Annotated in this window: 19 protein-coding genes; 13 read left to right on the forward strand and 6 right to left on the reverse strand. The window is 67.9% G+C overall.

From position 1 onward, the window contains the following. The first annotated feature begins 288 nt into the window (after positions 1–288). The 10 genes from AB5J53_RS32750 (at position 289) to AB5J53_RS32795 (ending at position 8,650) form a co-directional block, all read left to right on the forward strand. Entirely contained in the window at positions 289–726 is a 438-nt protein-coding gene (locus AB5J53_RS32750) for a hypothetical protein (protein WP_369249212.1), read from the forward strand. 225 nt (positions 727–951) lie between these two features. Then, entirely contained in the window at positions 952–1,773 is an 822-nt protein-coding gene (atpB, locus tag AB5J53_RS32755) for a F0F1 ATP synthase subunit A (protein ID WP_369249213.1), read from the forward strand. Positions 1,774–1,847: 74 nt separating this feature from the next. After that, positions 1,848–2,078 carry an ATP synthase F0 subunit C gene (atpE, locus tag AB5J53_RS32760; protein ID WP_028804225.1) on the forward strand — a complete coding sequence of 77 codons (231 nt, stop codon included), beginning with the start codon at positions 1,848–1,850 and terminating at the stop codon, positions 2,076–2,078. Between the two features lie 41 nt (positions 2,079–2,119). Next, a complete protein-coding gene (locus AB5J53_RS32765) occupies positions 2,120–2,662 on the forward strand; it encodes a F0F1 ATP synthase subunit B (protein ID WP_369249214.1) in 543 nt (180 codons plus the stop codon). Beyond that, positions 2,659–3,474 (forward strand): F0F1 ATP synthase subunit delta, encoded by an 816-nt coding sequence (locus AB5J53_RS32770; RefSeq protein WP_369249215.1) that lies wholly within the window; start codon positions 2,659–2,661, stop codon positions 3,472–3,474. The genes AB5J53_RS32765 and AB5J53_RS32770 overlap by 4 nt, the downstream gene beginning before the upstream one ends. A gap of 122 nt (positions 3,475–3,596) precedes the next feature. Continuing rightward, positions 3,597–5,189: a F0F1 ATP synthase subunit alpha gene (gene atpA / locus AB5J53_RS32775; protein WP_369249216.1), complete on the forward strand. Its 1,593-nt coding sequence runs from the start codon at positions 3,597–3,599 to the stop codon at positions 5,187–5,189. 20 nt (positions 5,190–5,209) lie between these two features. Beyond that, complete coding sequence (locus AB5J53_RS32780; RefSeq protein ID WP_369249217.1) at positions 5,210–6,127, forward strand: F0F1 ATP synthase subunit gamma; 918 nt, start codon at positions 5,210–5,212, stop codon at positions 6,125–6,127. After that, positions 6,127–7,563, forward strand: coding sequence for a F0F1 ATP synthase subunit beta (gene atpD / locus AB5J53_RS32785; protein WP_369249218.1), 1,437 nt, complete (start codon positions 6,127–6,129; stop codon positions 7,561–7,563). The genes AB5J53_RS32780 and atpD overlap by 1 nt, the downstream gene beginning before the upstream one ends. Before the next feature lie 127 nt (positions 7,564–7,690). Continuing rightward, positions 7,691–8,065 (forward strand): F0F1 ATP synthase subunit epsilon, encoded by a 375-nt coding sequence (locus tag AB5J53_RS32790; RefSeq protein WP_369249219.1) that lies wholly within the window; start codon positions 7,691–7,693, stop codon positions 8,063–8,065. 138 nt (positions 8,066–8,203) lie between these two features. Then, positions 8,204–8,650 (forward strand): DUF2550 domain-containing protein, encoded by a 447-nt coding sequence (locus tag AB5J53_RS32795; protein WP_369249220.1) that lies wholly within the window; start codon positions 8,204–8,206, stop codon positions 8,648–8,650. A gap of 50 nt (positions 8,651–8,700) precedes the next feature. Here AB5J53_RS32795 and AB5J53_RS32800 read toward each other — a convergent pair whose 3' ends face one another. The 3 genes from AB5J53_RS32800 to AB5J53_RS32810 all read right to left on the reverse strand — a co-directional run bounded on the left by AB5J53_RS32800 (position 8,701) and on the right by AB5J53_RS32810 (position 12,459). Next, positions 8,701–10,527 carry a glycosyl hydrolase family 18 protein gene (locus AB5J53_RS32800; protein ID WP_369249221.1) on the reverse strand — a complete coding sequence of 609 codons (1,827 nt, stop codon included), beginning with the start codon at positions 10,525–10,527 and terminating at the stop codon, positions 8,701–8,703. A 106-nt stretch (positions 10,528–10,633) separates the two neighbouring features. Then, positions 10,634–11,275 (reverse strand): response regulator, encoded by a 642-nt coding sequence (locus AB5J53_RS32805; RefSeq protein WP_369249222.1) that lies wholly within the window; start codon positions 11,273–11,275, stop codon positions 10,634–10,636. Then, entirely contained in the window at positions 11,272–12,459 is a 1,188-nt protein-coding gene (locus AB5J53_RS32810; RefSeq protein WP_369249223.1) for a sensor histidine kinase, read from the reverse strand. Before AB5J53_RS32810 ends, AB5J53_RS32805 begins: the two co-directional genes overlap by 4 nt. Before the next feature lie 152 nt (positions 12,460–12,611). Between AB5J53_RS32810 and AB5J53_RS32815 the strand changes: the two genes are divergently transcribed. Beyond that, the gene (locus tag AB5J53_RS32815; protein WP_369249224.1) at positions 12,612–13,226 is read left to right on the forward strand and encodes a hypothetical protein; all 615 of its coding nucleotides are present in this window, start codon (positions 12,612–12,614) and stop codon (positions 13,224–13,226) included. Here AB5J53_RS32815 and AB5J53_RS32820 read toward each other — a convergent pair. From AB5J53_RS32820 to AB5J53_RS32830, 3 genes are read right to left on the reverse strand one after another with little or no spacing between them, the layout of a single operon-like run. Next, positions 13,143–13,715, reverse strand: coding sequence for a cob(I)yrinic acid a,c-diamide adenosyltransferase (locus tag AB5J53_RS32820; protein ID WP_369249225.1), 573 nt, complete (start codon positions 13,713–13,715; stop codon positions 13,143–13,145). The two genes, AB5J53_RS32815 and AB5J53_RS32820, sit on opposite strands and share 84 nt — an antisense overlap. Positions 13,716–13,728: 13 nt before the next feature. Further along, a complete protein-coding gene (locus AB5J53_RS32825) occupies positions 13,729–14,478 on the reverse strand; it encodes an ABC transporter permease (RefSeq protein WP_369249226.1) in 750 nt (249 codons plus the stop codon). Between the two features lie 10 nt (positions 14,479–14,488). After that, positions 14,489–15,271, reverse strand: coding sequence for an ABC transporter ATP-binding protein (locus AB5J53_RS32830; RefSeq protein WP_369249227.1), 783 nt, complete (start codon positions 15,269–15,271; stop codon positions 14,489–14,491). 79 nt (positions 15,272–15,350) lie between these two features. On the opposite strand from AB5J53_RS32830, the gene AB5J53_RS32835 reads away from it, so the two are divergent. Further along, positions 15,351–15,992: a TetR/AcrR family transcriptional regulator gene (locus tag AB5J53_RS32835; RefSeq protein ID WP_369249228.1), complete on the forward strand. Its 642-nt coding sequence runs from the start codon at positions 15,351–15,353 to the stop codon at positions 15,990–15,992. A gap of 124 nt (positions 15,993–16,116) precedes the next feature. Then, positions 16,117–16,965, forward strand: a complete 849-nt coding sequence (locus AB5J53_RS32840; RefSeq protein WP_369249229.1) for a 3-hydroxyacyl-CoA dehydrogenase family protein — start codon at positions 16,117–16,119, stop codon at positions 16,963–16,965. Positions 16,966–17,128: the final 163 nt, after the last annotated feature.

Consider the following 17,128-nt stretch of genomic DNA (forward strand, 5'->3'; position numbering starts at 1 on the left):
GGTAAGAATCTGACTAACGCGTTGCCAAGTCGTGGGGGTGCAAAGCGCCCTAATACCAGACAACTTGGCATTCTGGGTGCACAGACGCGCAGCGTCACTCTCATGTGTGACAGCAAGCACACCTTCTAGGTAAAGACCGCATCAAATAGTTTGTGATACGGTTCACGAGAACCCGGGACAGAGCCGAAGGACCCTAGTGCGATGGTCCCTTGGCGTGAGGTTCTCTCTCATCCCGGGACTACGCTCGTCCATGACGACACGCCCCCCTTAGCAAGCGGAGTTGCCGCCATGCCGTCCAATGACGCCCGGATTCTCCTTCAGGCCGCTGTGCCCACAGCTGCCGTCGGCGCGATTGCCGCCGTCGTCAGTGGTGTGGTCGCGGGCGGCAAGGGAGCCATCGGGGCGATCGTCGCGACGCTGGTCGTGATCCTCTTCATGGGCATCGGGCTCTACGTTCTGCAGCGCACCGCCAAATCGCTTCCGCACCTGTTCCAGGCGATGGGCCTCATGCTCTACGCGGCACAGATTCTTCTGCTGTTCATCTTCGTCGCCGCGTTCAAGAACACCTCGCTGTTCAACCCCAAGGCCTTCGCGCTCACGCTCGTCGCCACCACGCTCGTGTGGATCGGCGCACAGGCGCGCGCCCACGTGAAGGCCAAGATCCTTTACGTCGAACCCGACTCCTCGAACGGCGACAAGCCCGAGAAGACGGGGCACTCGTCGTGAGGGGTAGGGCCGGGATAAAGGCGCGAAAGAGATCCTGCTATCGTCCGGTGCCAACTGCGGCATCGCGGGCGCGGGCATCTGAGCTGACGCCTGCTCAATCGCGAGGCTTGATGCCCCACAGCCGCCCCCACATCCGTAACACCAGTCCAGTGCCGAACCGCGGCTGTGCGCCGCGCCGACACAACGAGGTTGCCGTACCTATGCGCCACGCTGAAGGAGCCCGCGGTGAGTGCTGACCCGACGCAGGTGCTCGCCTTCGAGACCGATTGCCACATCTTCGACGGCTGTGGCTTCCCGGCTCCCGGCCTGCACTCGTTCCTGTTCGAGCCCCTCTGGGGCGACGGGGACAGCAACTTGTACTTCAACAAGACGATGCTCTTGGCGCTGCTCGGCTCGATCATCGTTGTCGGCTTCTTCTGGGCCGCCTTCCGTAAGCCGAAGGTTGTCCCGGGCAAGCTGCAGATGGTCGCCGAGTCGGGCTACGACTTCATCCGCCGCGGCGTCGTCTACGAGACGATCGGCAAGAAGGAAGGCGAGAAGTACGTCCCGCTGGTCGTCTCGCTGTTCTTCTTCATCTGGATGATGAACCTCTGGTCGATCATTCCGCTCGCCCAGTTCCCGGTGACGTCGATCATCGCGTACCCCATCGTCCTCGCGGCGATCGTCTACATCACCTGGGTCTCGCTGACCTTCAAGCGGCACGGATTCGTCGGCGCGTTCAAGAACTTCACCGGCTACGACAAGTCGCTCGGCCCGGTTCTCCCGCTGGCCATGTTCATCGAGCTCCTGTCGAACCTGATCGTCCGGCCCTTCACGCACGCGGTGCGACTGTTCGCGAACATGTTCGCGGGTCACACGCTGCTGCTGCTCTTCACGATCGCCAGCTGGTACCTGCTCAACGGCATCGGGATCGCCTACGCGGGCGTCTCGTTCATCATGGTGATCGTGATGACGGCGTTCGAGCTGTTCATCCAGGCCCTGCAGGCGTATGTGTTCGTGCTGCTGACCTGCACCTTCATCCAGGGCGCGCTGGCCGAGCACCACTGAGCGCCCCCCCTCTCGACCCCGCAGTCGTCCGGTGGCCAACCCCCACCGGTCCGTAAAGAAAAGGAAGAACTGGCATGTCCCAGACCCTTGCCGCTGTCTCCGGCTCGCTCGGCTCGATCGGTTACGGCCTCGCGGCCATCGGCCCCGGCGTCGGCGTCGGCATCATCTTCGGTAACGGCACCCAGGCGCTCGCCCGCCAGCCTGAGGCCGCCGGTCTGATCCGCGCCAACCAGATCCTCGGCTTCGCCTTCTGTGAGGCGCTCGCCCTCATCGGCCTGGTCATGCCGTTCGTCTACGGCACGTGATCGTCGGATCCACGACAGCCCACTAGACGAAAGGCACTGAAATGAGCCAGCTGCTCATTCTGGCGGCCGAGAAGGAAAACCCTCTCGTCCCGCCGATCCCCGAGCTTGTCATCGGCCTGATCGCCTTCGTCATCGTCTTCGGCTTCCTCGCCAAGAAGCTCCTTCCGAACATCAACAAGGTTCTGGAGCAGCGCCGCGAGGCCATCGAGGGCGGTATCGAGAAGGCCGAGGCCGCTCAGACCGAGGCCCAGAGCGTTCTTGAGCAGTACAAGGCTCAGCTCGCCGAGGCCCGTCACGAGGCCGCGCGGCTGCGCCAGGAGGCGCAGGAGCAGGGCGCCACGCTCATCGCCGAGATGCGCGCGGAAGGCCAGCGGCAGCGTGAGGAGATCATCGCCGCCGGTCACGCGCAGATCGAGGCCGACCGCAAGACCGCCGCTCAGTCGCTGCGACAGGACGTCGGCCACCTGGCCACCGACCTGGCCGGCAAGCTCGTCGGTGAGTCTCTCGAGGACCACGCCCGGCAGAGCCGCGTCATCGACCGCTTCCTCGAGGACCTCGAGGAGAAGGCCGAGGCCGCGCGATGAACGGAGCGAGCCGCGAGGCCCTGGCAGCCGCACGTGAGCGTCTCGACGCGCTGACGGACTCGACGTCCGTGGACGCGGCGCAGCTCGCCGACGAGCTGGCCGCCGTCACCGCGCTGCTCGACCGCGAGGTGTCGCTGCGTCGGGTCCTCACCGACCCGGCGCAGCCCGGCGAGGCGAAGGCCGAGCTGGCCGGGCGTCTGTTCGGCGGTCAGGTCAGCGGGTCGACCGCCGATCTGGTGGCCGGCATGGTGCGCTCCCGCTGGTCGCGCTCGCGTGACCTGGTGGACTCCATCGAGGAGCTGGCCGCCACCGCCGACCTCACGGCGGCGCAGCGGGCGGGCACGCTCGACGATGTCGAGGACGAGCTGTTCCGGTTCGGCCGGATCGTCTCTTCGAGCACCGAGCTGCGCTCCGCGCTGACCGACCGCGCCGCCGGCAAGGCGGCCAAGAGCGAGCTGCTGCACAGCCTGCTCGGCGGCCGGGCCAATGCGACGACCGAGCGTCTGGTGACGCGCCTTGTGACCGCGCCGCGTGGACGTAGCCTGGAGGCGGGACTCGAGTCCCTGTCCAAGCTCGCCGCCGAGCGCCGCAACCGCATGGTCGCCGTGGTCACCACGGCGGTCGCGCTGAGCGACGGACAGAAGCAGCGCCTCGGTGCCGCTCTGGCGAAGCTCTACGGCCGTCAGATGCACCTCAACCTCGACGTGGACCCCGAGGTCCTCGGCGGGATCCGGGTGCGGGTCGGCGACGAGGTCATCAACGGCTCCATCGCGGACCGGCTTGAGGACGCCAGCCGCCGCATGGCCGGCTAGCAGCAACTCAATACGCAGTACGTACTTACGGCCCTCGTTGGGCCGTGCAGAGGATTCCTGGGGGTCGCCCCCAGACCCCCAAAGTGAAACTTCGGGCCCAACAAGGAGAGCAGGGAACCCAGATGGCGGAGCTCACGATCCGGCCGGAGGAGATCCGGGACGCGCTGGAGAACTTTGTCCAGTCGTACAAGCCGGACGCGGCCTCGCGCGAGGAGGTCGGTACGGTCACCCTTGCCGGCGACGGCATCGCGAAGGTCGAGGGCCTGCCCTCGGCCATGGCCAACGAACTGCTGAAGTTCGAGGACGGCACCCTCGGCCTCGCGCTCAACCTGGAAGAGCGCGAGATCGGCGCCATCGTCCTCGGCGAGTTCAGCGGCATCGAGGAGGGCCAGCCGGTGCAGCGCACCGGTGAGGTTCTGTCCGTCGCCGTCGGCGAGGGCTACCTCGGCCGTGTTGTCGACCCGCTCGGCAACCCGATCGACGGCCTCGGCGAGATCGAGACGTCGGGCCGCCGCGCCCTCGAGCTGCAGGCACCGGGCGTCATGGTCCGTAAGTCGGTGCACGAGCCGATGGAGACCGGTTACAAGGCCGTCGACGCGATGACCCCGATCGGCCGTGGCCAGCGTCAGCTGATCATCGGTGACCGTCAGACCGGCAAGACCGCCCTGGCCGTCGACACGATCATCAACCAGCGCGACAACTGGCGCACCGGCGACCCGAAGAAGCAGGTCCGCTGCATCTACGTCGCCATCGGTCAGAAGGGTTCCACCATCGCCTCCGTGCGTGGTGCCCTGGAAGAGGCCGGCGCGCTCGAGTACACGACCATCGTCGCCGCCCCGGCGTCCGACCCGGCCGGCTTCAAGTACCTTGCGCCGTACACCGGTTCGGCCATCGGCCAGCAGTGGATGTACGACGGCAAGCACGTCCTCATCATCTTCGACGACCTCTCGAAGCAGGCCGACGCCTACCGCGCCGTGTCCCTGCTGCTGCGCCGCCCGCCGGGCCGCGAGGCCTACCCGGGTGACGTCTTCTACCTGCACTCCCGTCTGCTGGAGCGCTGCGCGAAGCTCTCCGACGACATGGGCGCCGGTTCGATGACGGGTCTGCCGATCGTCGAGACCAAGGCGAACGACGTGTCGGCGTTCATCCCGACCAACGTCATCTCCATCACCGACGGCCAGTGCTTCCTGGAGTCCGACCTGTTCAACGCCGGCCAGCGTCCGGCCCTGAACGTCGGTATCTCGGTCTCCCGCGTCGGTGGCTCCGCCCAGCACAAGGCGATGCGCCAGGTCTCCGGGCGTCTCCGCGTGGACCTCGCCCAGTTCCGTGAGCTGGAGGCGTTCGCCGCCTTCGGTTCCGACCTGGACGCCGCGTCGAAGGCCCAGCTGGAGCGCGGTCAGCGCATGGTCGAGCTGCTCAAGCAGCCGCAGTACCAGCCGATGCCGACCGAGGACCAGGTCGTCTCCGTGTGGGCCGGTACCACCGGCAGGATGGACGACGTACCGGTCAAGGACATCCGGCGCTTCGAGAAGGAGCTCCTGGAGTACCTGCACCGCAAGGAGCAGGGCCTCATGACCTCCATCAAGGAGGGCGCCAAGATGTCGGACGACACGCTGCAGGCCATCGCCGACGCCATCGCGGACTTCAAGAAGCAGTTCGAGACCTCGGACGGGAAGCTTCTCGGCGAGGACGCTCCGGCCGCCGCCGGTAAGTGACGACGGAAGGGACCTGACTCATGGGAGCCCAGCTCCGGGTCTACAAGCGTCGCATCAAATCCGTCACCGCGACCAAGAAGATCACCAAGGCGATGGAGATGATCGCCGCCTCGCGCGTCGTCAAGGCGCAGCGCAAGGTGGTGGCCTCCACGCCGTACGCGACCGAGCTCATCCGCGCGGTCACGGCGGTCGGTACCGGCTCGAACACCAAGCACCCGCTGACCACGGAGGCGGAGACGGCGACCCGCTCCGCGGTGCTGCTCCTCACGAGCGACCGCGGACTGGCCGGCGCCTTCAACTCCAACGCCATCAAGGCCGCGGAGCAGCTGACCGCGCGTCTCGAGGCGGAGGGCAAGGAGGTCGACGTCTACATCGTCGGCCGCCGCGGTCTGGCCCACTACAACTTCCGTGAGCGCAAGGTCACGGAGTCGTGGTCGGGCTTCACCGACGAGCCCAGCTACGCGGACGCGAAGAAGGTCGCCGTTCCGCTGATCGAGGCCATCGAGAAGGAGACGGCGGACGGCGGCGTGGACGAACTCCACATCGTCTACACCGAGTTCGTCTCGATGATGACGCAGACGGCGGTCGACAGCCGCCTGCTGCCGCTTCGCCTCGAAGAGGTGGCGGAAGAGGTAGCGCCCAAGGGCGAGATCCTTCCGCTGTACGACTTCGAGCCGTCGGCGGAGGACGTCCTCGACGCCCTGCTGCCGCGCTACGTCGAGAGCCGTATCTACAACGCGCTGCTCCAGTCGGCTGCTTCCAAGCACGCCGCCACGCGCCGCGCGATGAAGTCGGCCACCGACAACGCGGGAGACCTGATCAACACGCTCTCCCGACTTGCCAACGCGGCCCGCCAGGCCGAAATCACCCAGGAAATCAGCGAGATCGTCGGTGGCGCCAGCGCCCTCGCCGACGCGACCGCGGGGAGTGACAAGTAATGACGACCACTGTTGAGACGGCCGCTGCCACGGGCCGCGTCGCCCGGGTCATCGGCCCGGTCGTCGACGTGGAGTTCCCCGTCGACGCGATGCCGGAGATCTACAACGCCCTGCACGTCGAGGTGGCCGACCCGGCCAACGCCGGCGAGCGGAAGACGCTGACCCTGGAGGTCGCCCAGCACCTGGGTGACGGCCTGGTCCGCACCATCTCGATGCAGCCCACCGACGGTCTGGTCCGCCAGGCCACGGTGACCGACACGGGCGCGGGCATCAGCGTCCCGGTCGGCGACTTCACCAAGGGCAAGGTGTTCAACACCCTCGGTGAGGTGCTGAACGTCGACGAGCAGTACGAGGGCGAGCGCTGGTCCATCCACCGCAAGGCCCCCGCGTTCGACCAGCTCGAGTCGAAGACCGAGATGTTCGAGACGGGCCTGAAGGTCGTCGACCTTCTCACCCCGTACGTCAAGGGCGGCAAGATCGGTCTGTTCGGTGGTGCCGGTGTCGGCAAGACCGTGCTGATCCAGGAAATGATCATGCGTGTCGCCAACCTCCACGAGGGCGTCTCCGTCTTCGCGGGCGTCGGTGAGCGCACCCGTGAGGGCAACGACCTCATCGCGGAGATGGAAGAGTCCGGCGTTCTGGACAAGACCGCCCTGGTCTTCGGTCAGATGGACGAGCCCCCGGGCACCCGTCTGCGTGTCGCCCTGGCCGGTCTGACCATGGCGGAGTACTTCCGCGATGTGCAGAAGCAGGACGTGCTGTTCTTCATCGACAACATCTTCCGCTTCACCCAGGCCGGTTCCGAGGTGTCCACCCTGCTCGGCCGTATGCCGTCCGCGGTGGGTTACCAGCCGAACCTGGCCGACGAGATGGGTCAGCTGCAGGAGCGCATCACCTCGACGCGTGGTCACTCGATCACCTCGATGCAGGCGATCTATGTCCCCGCGGACGACCTGACCGACCCGGCCCCGGCCACCACCTTCGCCCACCTCGACGCGACGACGGTTCTCTCCCGTCCGATCTCCGAGAAGGGCATCTACCCGGCCGTGGACCCGCTGGACTCCACGTCCCGCATCCTGGACCCGCGTTACATCGCGCAGGACCACTACGACGCCGCCATGCGCGTCAAGACGATCCTGCAGAAGTACAAGGACCTCCAGGACATCATCGCGATCCTCGGTATCGACGAGCTCGGCGAGGAGGACAAGCTCGTCGTCCACCGTGCCCGTCGCGTGGAGCGCTTCCTGTCCCAGAACACCCACGCCGCCAAGCAGTTCACCGGCGTCGACGGTTCGGACGTTCCGCTGGACGAGTCGATCGCGGCCTTCAACGCGATCTGCGACGGCGAGTACGACCACTTCCCGGAGCAGGCGTTCTTCATGTGCGGTGGCCTCGAGGACCTCAAGGCCAACGCCAAGGAGCTCGGCGTCTCCTGAACCTCGTGTTCATGAAGAGGGGCGGGGTGTCACCTCGCGGGGTGCGTCCCGCCCCCCTTCGTACGCCTACTAGACTTTGACCCAACACCCGGCATCAAACGCCGGGTGGTGACCCGAGGAGCCCACCTTGGCTGCTGAGCTGCACGTCGAGCTCGTCGCCGCGGACCGCAGTGTCTGGTCCGGCGAGGCCACCCTGGTCGTCGCGCGCACCACGTCCGGCGACATCGGCGTCATGCCCGGTCACCAGCCGCTGCTCGGTGTGCTGGAGTCGGGCCCGGTGACCATCCGTACGAGTGATGGTGCAACGGTCGTCGCCGCGGTGCACGGCGGTTTCATCTCGTTCGCGGACAACAAGCTGTCGCTGCTGGCCGAGATCGCCGAGCTGTCGGACGAGATCGACGTCCAGCGCACGGAGCGGGAGCTCGAGCGCGCGAAGGCGGAGGGCGACGCCACCGCCGAGCGCCGCGCGGACGTCCGACTGCGTGCGGTGGCGACGCGCTGAACCCAGCGCGCACGGAATGACGTGACTCAGCCGCGGCCGGGACTGGATAAAACCAGACCGGGCCGCGGCTGAGGCGATGCGGGTGCTTTTTTCCGTTTCATTACCTGCTTTACCTAGGAGACGAGGAGGTCGGTGTCGATGGTCCTCGCTCTGACTGTGTGCGGGTTGGTAGTGGCGCTCGTGGTGGTGGGGCTGTTCGTCTTCGGCCTCCGCCGCCGGCTCATCCAGCGCTCCGGCGGCACGTTCGACTGCAGCCTGCGCTGGGACGTGCCCGAGAAGGGCGACCCCAGCGGCAAGGGCTGGAGCTATGGAGTCGCCCGCTACAACGGCGACCGCATCGAGTGGTACCGCGTCTTCTCCTACGCCCCCCGCCCGCGCCGCGTCCTGGAGCGCTCGGCGATCGAGGTGGCGGGCCGCCGGGCCCCCGAGGGTGAGGAGGAGCTGGCGCTGCTCTCCGACGCGATCATCCTCGCCTGTCTCCATCGCGGGACGCGGCTCGAACTGGCGATGAGCGAAGACGCGCTGACCGGATTCCTCGCGTGGCTGGAAGCAGCCCCGCCCGGTCAGCGCGTCAATGTCGCCTGAGTCGCAGTCGATCGACTTCTGGTCGGTCAACTCGTAGCCGGGTGATCCGCCTACGAGAGACCGCTGTTGATGGCGCTCACCAGCTCGCCATTGCTGGTGTCACCGCTGAACTCCCAGAAGAACGCGCCGCCCAGGCCCTGGTTCTTGGCCCAGGCCATCTTCGTACCGATGGTGGCCGGTGTGTCGTAGCTCCACCAGTTGGTGCCGCAGTGCGCGTACGCCGTACCGGCGATCGTGCCGGTGGCCGGGCAGGACGTCTTGAGGACCTTGTAGTCCTCGATGCCCTGCTCGTACGTGCCCGCCGCGGGCCCGGTCGCCGTGCCGCCCGGCGCGTCCTGTGTGACGCCGGTCCAGCCGCGTCCGTAGAAGCCGATGCCGATCAGCAGCTTCTTCGCGGGCACGCCCTTCGCCTTGTACTTGGCGATCGCGTCGGCCGTGGTGAAGCCGGCCGTCGGGATGCCGCTGTAGGAGGTGAGCGGGGAGTGCGGGGCCGTCGGGCCCTGGGCCGCCCAGGCGCCGAAGAAGTCGTACGTCATCACGTTGTACCAGTCGACGTACTGGGCCGCGCCCGCGTAGTCCGCGGCGTCGATCTTGCCGCCGGAGGAGCCGTCGGCGGTGACGGCCGAGGTGACGAGGTTGTTGCTGCCGAACTTCGAACGCAGCGCGGACATCAGGTTCTTGTAGGCCGCGGCACCACTGGTGTCACAGCTCAGACCGCAGGCGTTCGGGTACTCCCAGTCGATGTCGATGCCGTCGAAGACGTCGGCCCAGCGCGGGTCCTCGACCAGGTTGTAGCAGGACTGCGCGAAGGCGGCCGGGTTGGCCGCGGCCTGCGCGAAGCCGCCGGACCAGGTCCAGCCGCCGAAGGACCACAGCACCTTGATGTTCGGGTACTTGGCCTTCAGTTCGCGCAGCTGGTTGAAGTTGCCGCGCAGCGGCTGGTCCCAGGTGTCCGCGACGCCGCTCACCGACTGGTCGGCGGTGAAGGCCTTGTCGTAGTCGGCGTAGGAGTCGCCGATGGCGCACTGGCCGTTGGTGACGTTGCCGAAGGCGTAGTTGATGTGCGTGATCTTCGCCGCGGAGCCGGACGTCACCAGGTTCTTGACGTTGTAGTTGCGGCCGTAGATGCCCCACTCGGTGAAGTAGCCGAGCTTGACGGCGTTGCCGGTGGGCGGGGGAGTGGTGCCGCCGCCCGTGGTGTGCACGGCGACCGCACCGCTCGCCGGACCGGTCTGGTCGGCGGTGTCCCGGGCCTGGACGGTGTACGAGTAGTCGGTGCCGGCGGTCAGACCGGTGTCGGTGTACGACGTCGTCGTCACCGTCGCGACCTTGGCGCCGTCGCGCAGGACGTCGTAGTTCTTGATGCCCTTGTCGTCGGTGGCCGCCGTCCAGGAGAGCTTCACCGAGGTGTCGGTGATGGAGGACGCGGTCGGAGTGCCCGGTGCGGAGGGCGCGTTGTCGCCGGGGACGGTGGTGCCGCCGTCACAACTGCCGCCGTTCAGTGTGCAGTTGGAGGGTGAACCCGCTCCGGCGCCGTTGAAGCCGAAGGACACCGAGGCGCCCGCGGCGAGGGTGCCGTTGTAGGACTTGTTCTTGGCGGTCCAGTGGGTGCCGGAGTTGGTGACGTCGGCGTCCCAGGCCGAGGTGACGGACGTACCGGAGGGGAAGTCCCACTCGATGGTCCAGGAGCTGATGGCCGTGGTCCCGGTGTTCTTGACGGTCCACTTGCCTTCGAAGCCGGTACCCCAGTCCTGGGTCTTGGTGTACGTGGCGGTGGCGGTGGTGGCCGCCGAGGCGGGGCTCGCGAGCCCGACGAGGGCGGCGAGCGGAAGCAGCAGGGTGGTGAGCCCTGCGACGGCTCTATGTCTGAAACGCATCCTGCGTCTCCTCCGGGGGAGTTGATGAGGTGCGGTGGACAATAGAAAGGTCTGGACCATAGGTCAATAGGTCCAGACCAGTGAGGCGGCTGCTTGTCGTTACTTGTTACACGCCCAACTCCTGTGCCAGCACCGCCGCTTGGACTCTGCTCCGCAGCTCCAGCTTCCCCAGCAGTCGGCTGACGTGGGTCTTCACGGTCGCCTCCGCCATGTCGAGACGGGTCGCGATCTCGGCGTTGGAGAGCCCCTCTCCGAGGCAGGACAGCACCTCGCGCTCCCGTCGGGTGAGGGCGTCCAGGACGGACGGATCGGCCGTCGGCTCCCGTACGGGTTTCGTGGCGAACTCGGCGATCAGCCGACGGGTGACGGCCGGGGCGATGAGGCCCTCCCCGCGCGCCACCGTCCGGACCGCCTCCAGCAGATCCTTCGCCTCGGTGTTCTTCAGCAGAAAGCCGGAGGCGCCCGCGCGCAGCGCCCCGAAGACGTACTCGTCGAGGTCGAAGGTGGTGAGCACGAGGACGTCGGCGAGCCGCTCGGCGACGACCTGGCGGGTGGCGGACACCCCGTCCAGGCGGGGCATCTGGACGTCCATCAGGACGAGATCCGGCCGCAGTTCACGGGCGAGCGCGACCGCCCGCTCCCCGTTCTCCGCCTCACCGACCACCTCGATGTCGGGCGCGCTGCGCAGGATGAGGATCAGCCCCGCGCGTACCGCGGACTGGTCCTCGGCGACGAGCACCCGGATCATGCCGATTCTCCTTGGGACAGGGGCAGGGTGGCGCGTACGGCCCAGACCTTGCCGGTGGGGGAGTCCTCGGGGCCGGCCTCGAAGGTGCCGTGCAGCAGCGCGACCCGCTCCCGCATGCCGACCAGACCGGCGCCCGACCCCGGAGCCCGCGGCTCGTCCCGGTCGCCGTACGGACTGCTGACGCACGCCGTCAGGCAGCCGTCCCGCTGGGCGACGCCCACCGTGACCGCGCCGGGGGAGGCGTGCTTGAGGGCGTTGGTCAGAGATTCCTGGACGATGCGGTAGACCGCCAGCTCGACCGGTGCGGGCAGTCCGTCGGCGTGGTCGGTCTCCAGCACGACATCGAGTCCGTTGGTGCGGGCGCTGTCCACCAGCGAGCCGAGTCCGTCGAGTGTGGGGGCCGCGGCCGGCTCGCGGTCGCCGCTGCCGTCGCGCAGGATGCCGATCAGCCGGCGCATCTCCGCGAGTCCGTCGACGCTGTTCTCGCGGATGACCGAGAGGGCCTCCTTGGACGTCGTCGGGTCGTCGAGGGAGAGCGCGGCGGTGGAGTGGATGGCGATGGCGGACAGGTGGTTGGCGACCATGTCGTGCAACTCCCGTGCCATGCGGGCCCGTTCGGCGGTGACCGCCTGGGTGCGGTCCATCTCGGCGAGCAGGGCGGTCTGTTCGGCGCGCAGGCGTTCGGCGATGGCGGTGTCGCGGTGGTTGCGGACGATCCAGCCGGTCGCGGCCGGGGTGAAGGTCACCAGGCCGGTGAACGCCCCGATCAGCAGTCCCTCCGGTTTCCGCCAGGCCGCGACGGGCCACACGGTCGCGATCACCGTGATCAGCCCGGTGATCCAGGGGATGCGCCGGGCCGCACCGGGAGAGCCGTACAGGACGGCCGCGTACACAAGGTCCGTGAACATCACCACGGTGACCAGGCTGCCGCGGGTGAGCAGGTCGGCGGTGAGGGCGACCGTGCCGATGAGCAGCGCGGCGCGCGGCCGGGTACGGCGCATCAGCTCGCAGCCGGCCATCACGACGAGCGGAATGAGCACCACCCAGCCGGGATCGACCAGGGAGATCGGGTCGTCCGGCGTACGACTGAAGAGACCGACGCCCCACAGGGCGAATCCGCCGAGCAGCCCGCCGACCGAGATACGCACGTCGTCGCGGTGCGGGCGGGGGAGTCGTACGGCCATGACTCCATCCAACACGGCGTACCGGCGGCGCGCGTGCTTCCCCGGGACGGTCTGCGACTACATCGAAGGATGCAGTCGCACTTCCTCACCGGCGACGACGAATCGGGCGGATACGGCCGGGAGCCTGGAGGGGTGACCGAGAGGAGTCAGCCGTGACTGTCGCACTGATCGTCGCCTGTGAGGTCGGATTCTGGGTGCTGCTGGCGGCGGGCCTGGCGGTCCGCTACCTGCTGAAGTGGCGCCGCATCAGCGTGGCCCTGCTGCTGAGCGAGCCGCTCCTGGAGGTCGTGCTGTTCGTGGTGACGGCGATCGACCTCAAGAACGGCGCCGAGCCGAGCTGGGAGCACGGACTCGCCGCCCTGTACATCGGCTTCACCGTGGCCTACGGCCACTACACGATCCGCCGGCTCGACGGCCACGCCGCGCACCGGCTCGCCGGGGGCCCGCGCCCGACCGGGCCACCCCGTTACGGGATGGCCCGGGCCAGGCACGAGGGCAGGCTGTGGCTGCGTACGGTGCTGGCGGCCGCCGTCGCCTGCGCCCTCCTGCAGGCCGCGATCTGGTACGTGGGCGACGGCAACACGGAGTCGCTGCGGTCCTTCCAGTGGGTGGCGCTGCGCGCGGCCGCGATCCACGGCGTGGTCGCCCTCACCTACGCGCTGTGGCCGAAGAAGGCCCCGGCGTCAGCGCTCCCCGCCCGGGACCCACAGCACGTCCCCGACCTCACCGTTGGCCGTACGGGCCAGGATGAACAGCAGGTCCGATAGCCGGTTGAGGTAGGTCGCGGTGAGCGGGTTCATGACCTCCGCGTGGGCCTCCAACGCGGCCCACGTCGACCGCTCCGCGCGCCGCACGACCGTGCACGCCTGGTGCAGCAGCGCCGCGCCGGGCGTGCCGCCGGGCAGGATGAAGGAGCGCAGCTTCTCCAGCCGCTCGTTGAAGCGGTCGCAGTCCGCCTCCAGCTTGTCGATGTAGAACTGCTCCACCCGCAACGGCGGGAACTGCGGGTTCTCGACCACCGGCGTCGACAGGTCCGCGCCCACGTCGAACAGATCGTTCTGGACGCGGGTGAGCACCTTGACGATCTCCTCGTCCAGGCCGCCGAGCGCGATCGCCGTCCCGATCACCGCGTTCGCCTCGTTGGCGTCCGCGTACGCCGAGATCCGCAGGTCGGTCTTGGCGACCCTGCTCATGTCGCCGAGGGCGGTGGTGCCCTGGTCGCCGGTCCTGGTGTAGATGCGCGTCAGATTGACCATGAGGTCAGCGTAGTTACGCTCCGGCCTTCCGGAACACTCGTGTGCCCACCGTCACGGCGAGCGCCGCGAAGCCGAGGGCGACGAGGACGCCGTACAGCATGGCGGCGGTCGCGTACTGGCCGACGTACGCGTCCCGGATCGCGTCCACCAGATAGCGCAGCGGCATGAAGTGGGACAGGAAGTCCAGCCATCCGGGGGCCAGCGTCATCGGGAGCATCAGGCCCGACAGCAGCATCGACGGCATGGAGACCGCGTTGACGATCGGGCCGAACTCCGAGGGCCTGTCGACCTTCATCGCCACCGTGTACGACAGGGAGCCGAGGGAGACCGTCAGCAGCGCGATGAACGCGAACCCGATGAGCACCCCGGCGAGCGGTGCGCGCAGGCCCACGAGCAGCGCGGCGAGCACGAGAAGCACCGCCTGGAAGACGAACAGGGCGGCATCGCGCAGCACCCGGCCCAGGAGCAGGGCGAGACGGCTGACCGGTGTGACGCGCATCCGCTCCATGACTCCGTAGTTCTTCTCGATGATGATCGAGAAGCCCGCGAACAGGGAGCCGAACAGGCCGAGTTGAAGCAGCAGCCCGGGCACCAGCACCTGCCAGGAACTGCCCCGCGATCCCAGCGGCAGACGGGTCAGCAGCGGCCCGAAGAGAAAGAGGTAGAGCAGCGGCATCAGCACGCCGAAGAGGATCTGGAACTTGGAGCGCAGGGTCTGGCGGGCATAACGCCCGAAGATCAGCGCGGTGTCGTGCAGCAGCATGTCGTACGTCCTATACGGCTACGGGGGCGGAGTCGGCCGGCGCCGGGCCGCGGCCGGTGATCGCGAGGAACGTGTCCTGGAGGGTGGCGTCGATCGAGCCGCCGTGCGCCAGTTTCAGCGCGCCCGGGGTGCCCTCGGCCACCACGACACCCTTGTCGACGATCACCAGCCGGTCGGAGAGGGCGTCCGCCTCGTCGAGGTAGTGCGTGGTCAGGAAGACCGTGGTGCCGTGCTCGTGGCGCAGGCGGCGGACCAGGTTCCACAGATCGGCCCGGCTGCCGGGGTCGAGACCCGTCGTGGGCTCGTCGAGGAACAGGACCCGGGGGCGGTGCGTGAGCCCCATCGCGATGTCGAGGCGGCGTCGCTGACCGCCCGAGAGCGCCGCCGTCCTGCGGTCCAGCAGTTCGACGAGATCCAGGTCGCGGGCCAGCTCGTCGGCGCGCTCGACCGCCTGGGACTTGGTCAGTCGGTACAGCCGCCCTTGCGTGACCAGCTCCTCCCGCACGGTCACATTCGGGTCGACGCCCCCGGACTGGGCGACGTAACCGACGGCCCTGCGCACACCGGCGGGGTCGGAGGCCAGATCGCAGCCGGCCACGGTGGCGGCACCGCCGGTGGGCGGCAGCAGGGTCGTGAGCATGCGCAGGGTCGTGGTCTTGCCGGCTCCGTTCGGGCCGAGGAAGCCGAGGATCTCGCCCGGCGCGACGGTCATGTCGATGCCGCTCACCGCCTCCACCGGACCGCGCTTCGTCTGGAAGGTACGGGCCAGGCCGGCCGTACTGATGATGGTCATGACCCCAGAAAAACAGAGTCCCTGAAATTTTGCAATGACTCCAAAAATTCAGCAGCCCCAAGGAAGCTAGGATTCGGCCATGACCGAGGGACTCAGGGAGCGCAAGAAGCGGCAGGCCAGGCAGCGCATCTCGGACGTGGCCACGGGGCTGTTCCTGGAGCGCGGGTTCGACTCGGTGACGATCGCCGAGGTGGCCGAGGCGGCCGATGTCTCGGTCAACACCGTCTACAACTATTTCCAGGCCAAGGAGGACCTCTTCCTCGACCGGGCCAAGGGCAGCGTCGCCCGGCTGTCGCGCTTCGTGCGCGCCCGCGACAAGGGCGAGTCCGCGGCCGCGGCGGTGCTGCGCGAGCTGCGTGACGAGGTGGAGGCGGTCTCGCCGCAGGTCGGCCTCATCGAGGGGTACGACCGCTTCATGAAGGTCGTCGAAGGGGCGCCTGGACTCCGCGCCCGCCTGTGGCACATGAATCAGGAGAGCCTCGTCCTCCTGGAGGAGACCCTGCGCGAGGAAACAGGGGCGGAGCCGGACGACCCGCTGCCATCGCTGATGGCCGGTCAGATCAACTGGGTGCACACCACGCTTTTGGGGCTCATCGGGCGCGCGATGGTGGCCGGCCGTTCCCCCGACGAGGTCTCCCGCGAAGCTCTCGGTCTACTCGACGACATGGAGGACCTTTTGAGTGAGAAGGTCCTCAACTACGCCGTACGGGCGGTGCAATGACCCGCCCCGGTGTGATGTCCGTCGGTTGAGACGTGACGCGCATTACTTACCGGTCACACAGGCACGCCCGAGCGCTAAGGTCCGCCGAAGAGGCAACTTAAACAGCGTGTTAAGGGGAGTCGGAGTGGCACGTAAGCTCGCGGTCATCGGAGCCGGACTCATGGGGTCCGGTATCGCCCAGGTCTCCGCCCAGGCGGGCTGGGACGTCGTCCTGCGCGATGTCACCGACGAGGCGCTGACCCGTGGCCTCGACGGCATCAGGGCCTCGTACGACAAGTTCGTGAGCAAGGGCAAGCTGGAAGCCGCGGACGCGGACGCGGCGCTCGCGCGCATCACCGCCACCACCGACCTGGACGCGGCAGCCGACGCCGACATCGTCGTCGAGGCCGTCTTCGAGAAGCTCGAGGTCAAGCACGAGATCTTCCGGACGCTCGACAAGATCGTCCGCGACGACACTGTGCTCGCCTCCAACACCTCCGCCATCCCGATCACCAAGATCGCGGCGGCCACCGAGCACCCGGAGCGGGTCGTCGGCGTGCACTTCTTCTCGCCGGTGCCGATGATGCAGCTCGTCGAGCTGGTCCGCGGCTACAAGACGAGCGACGAAGCGCTCGCCACCGCACGGGAGTTCGCCGAGTCCGTCGGCAAGACCTGCATCGTCGTCAACCGCGATGTCGCCGGTTTTGTGACGACCCGTCTCATCTCCGCGCTCGTCGTCGAGGCGACAAAGCTGTACGAGTCGGGCGTGGCCACGGCCGAGGACATCGACCTCGCTTGCAAGCTGGGCTTCGGCCATGCCATGGGCCCCCTGGCCACGGCCGACCTGACGGGCGTCGACATCCTGCTGCACGCCACCAGCAACATCTACACCGAGACCCAGGACGAGAAGTTCGCCCCGCCGGAGTTGATGCGCCGGATGGTTGACGCCGGTGACATCGGGCGCAAGAGCGGGCAGGGCTTCTACAAGCACTGAATGATCAAGCGGCGCCCGGAACACGGGCGCCGCACTTGGCACGGAAACCGCACGCGCCTCTGGAGTATCACTCCATGAGGTGAATTCGGTATCGGTTCGCTTACAGACGGCAACCTCTGCGGCCTTTCGGCCGTCAGACCGTGCACAACAGACAGACAGACGC

Origin of the sequence: Streptomyces sp. R41 (assembly GCF_041053055.1) — a bacterium.
Lineage (GTDB): Bacteria > Actinomycetota > Actinomycetes > Streptomycetales > Streptomycetaceae > Streptomyces.

Bases quoted from the DNA above. Each gene is read 5' to 3' on its own strand.
- AB5J53_RS32810 (WP_369249223.1), bottom strand. From the start codon at position 12,459: ATGGCCGTACGACTCCCCCGCCCGCACCGCGACGACGTGCGTATCTCG.
- AB5J53_RS32795 (WP_369249220.1), top strand. From the start codon at position 8,204: ATGGTCCTCGCTCTGACTGTGTGCGGGTTGGTAGTGGCGCTCGTGGTG.
- AB5J53_RS32835 (WP_369249228.1), top strand. From the start codon at position 15,351: ATGACCGAGGGACTCAGGGAGCGCAAGAAGCGGCAGGCCAGGCAGCGC.
- AB5J53_RS32830 (WP_369249227.1), bottom strand. From the start codon at position 15,271: ATGACCATCATCAGTACGGCCGGCCTGGCCCGTACCTTCCAGACGAAG.
- AB5J53_RS32780 (WP_369249217.1), top strand. From the start codon at position 5,210: ATGGGAGCCCAGCTCCGGGTCTACAAGCGTCGCATCAAATCCGTCACC.
- AB5J53_RS32800 (WP_369249221.1), bottom strand. From the start codon at position 10,527: ATGCGTTTCAGACATAGAGCCGTCGCAGGGCTCACCACCCTGCTGCTT.
- atpE (WP_028804225.1), top strand. From the start codon at position 1,848: ATGTCCCAGACCCTTGCCGCTGTCTCCGGCTCGCTCGGCTCGATCGGT.
- AB5J53_RS32825 (WP_369249226.1), bottom strand. From the start codon at position 14,478: ATGCTGCTGCACGACACCGCGCTGATCTTCGGGCGTTATGCCCGCCAG.
- atpD (WP_369249218.1), top strand. From the start codon at position 6,127: ATGACGACCACTGTTGAGACGGCCGCTGCCACGGGCCGCGTCGCCCGG.
- AB5J53_RS32765 (WP_369249214.1), top strand. From the start codon at position 2,120: ATGAGCCAGCTGCTCATTCTGGCGGCCGAGAAGGAAAACCCTCTCGTC.
- AB5J53_RS32750 (WP_369249212.1), top strand. From the start codon at position 289: ATGCCGTCCAATGACGCCCGGATTCTCCTTCAGGCCGCTGTGCCCACA.
- AB5J53_RS32770 (WP_369249215.1), top strand. From the start codon at position 2,659: ATGAACGGAGCGAGCCGCGAGGCCCTGGCAGCCGCACGTGAGCGTCTC.
- atpA (WP_369249216.1), top strand. From the start codon at position 3,597: ATGGCGGAGCTCACGATCCGGCCGGAGGAGATCCGGGACGCGCTGGAG.
- AB5J53_RS32820 (WP_369249225.1), bottom strand. From the start codon at position 13,715: ATGGTCAATCTGACGCGCATCTACACCAGGACCGGCGACCAGGGCACC.
- AB5J53_RS32805 (WP_369249222.1), bottom strand. From the start codon at position 11,275: ATGATCCGGGTGCTCGTCGCCGAGGACCAGTCCGCGGTACGCGCGGGG.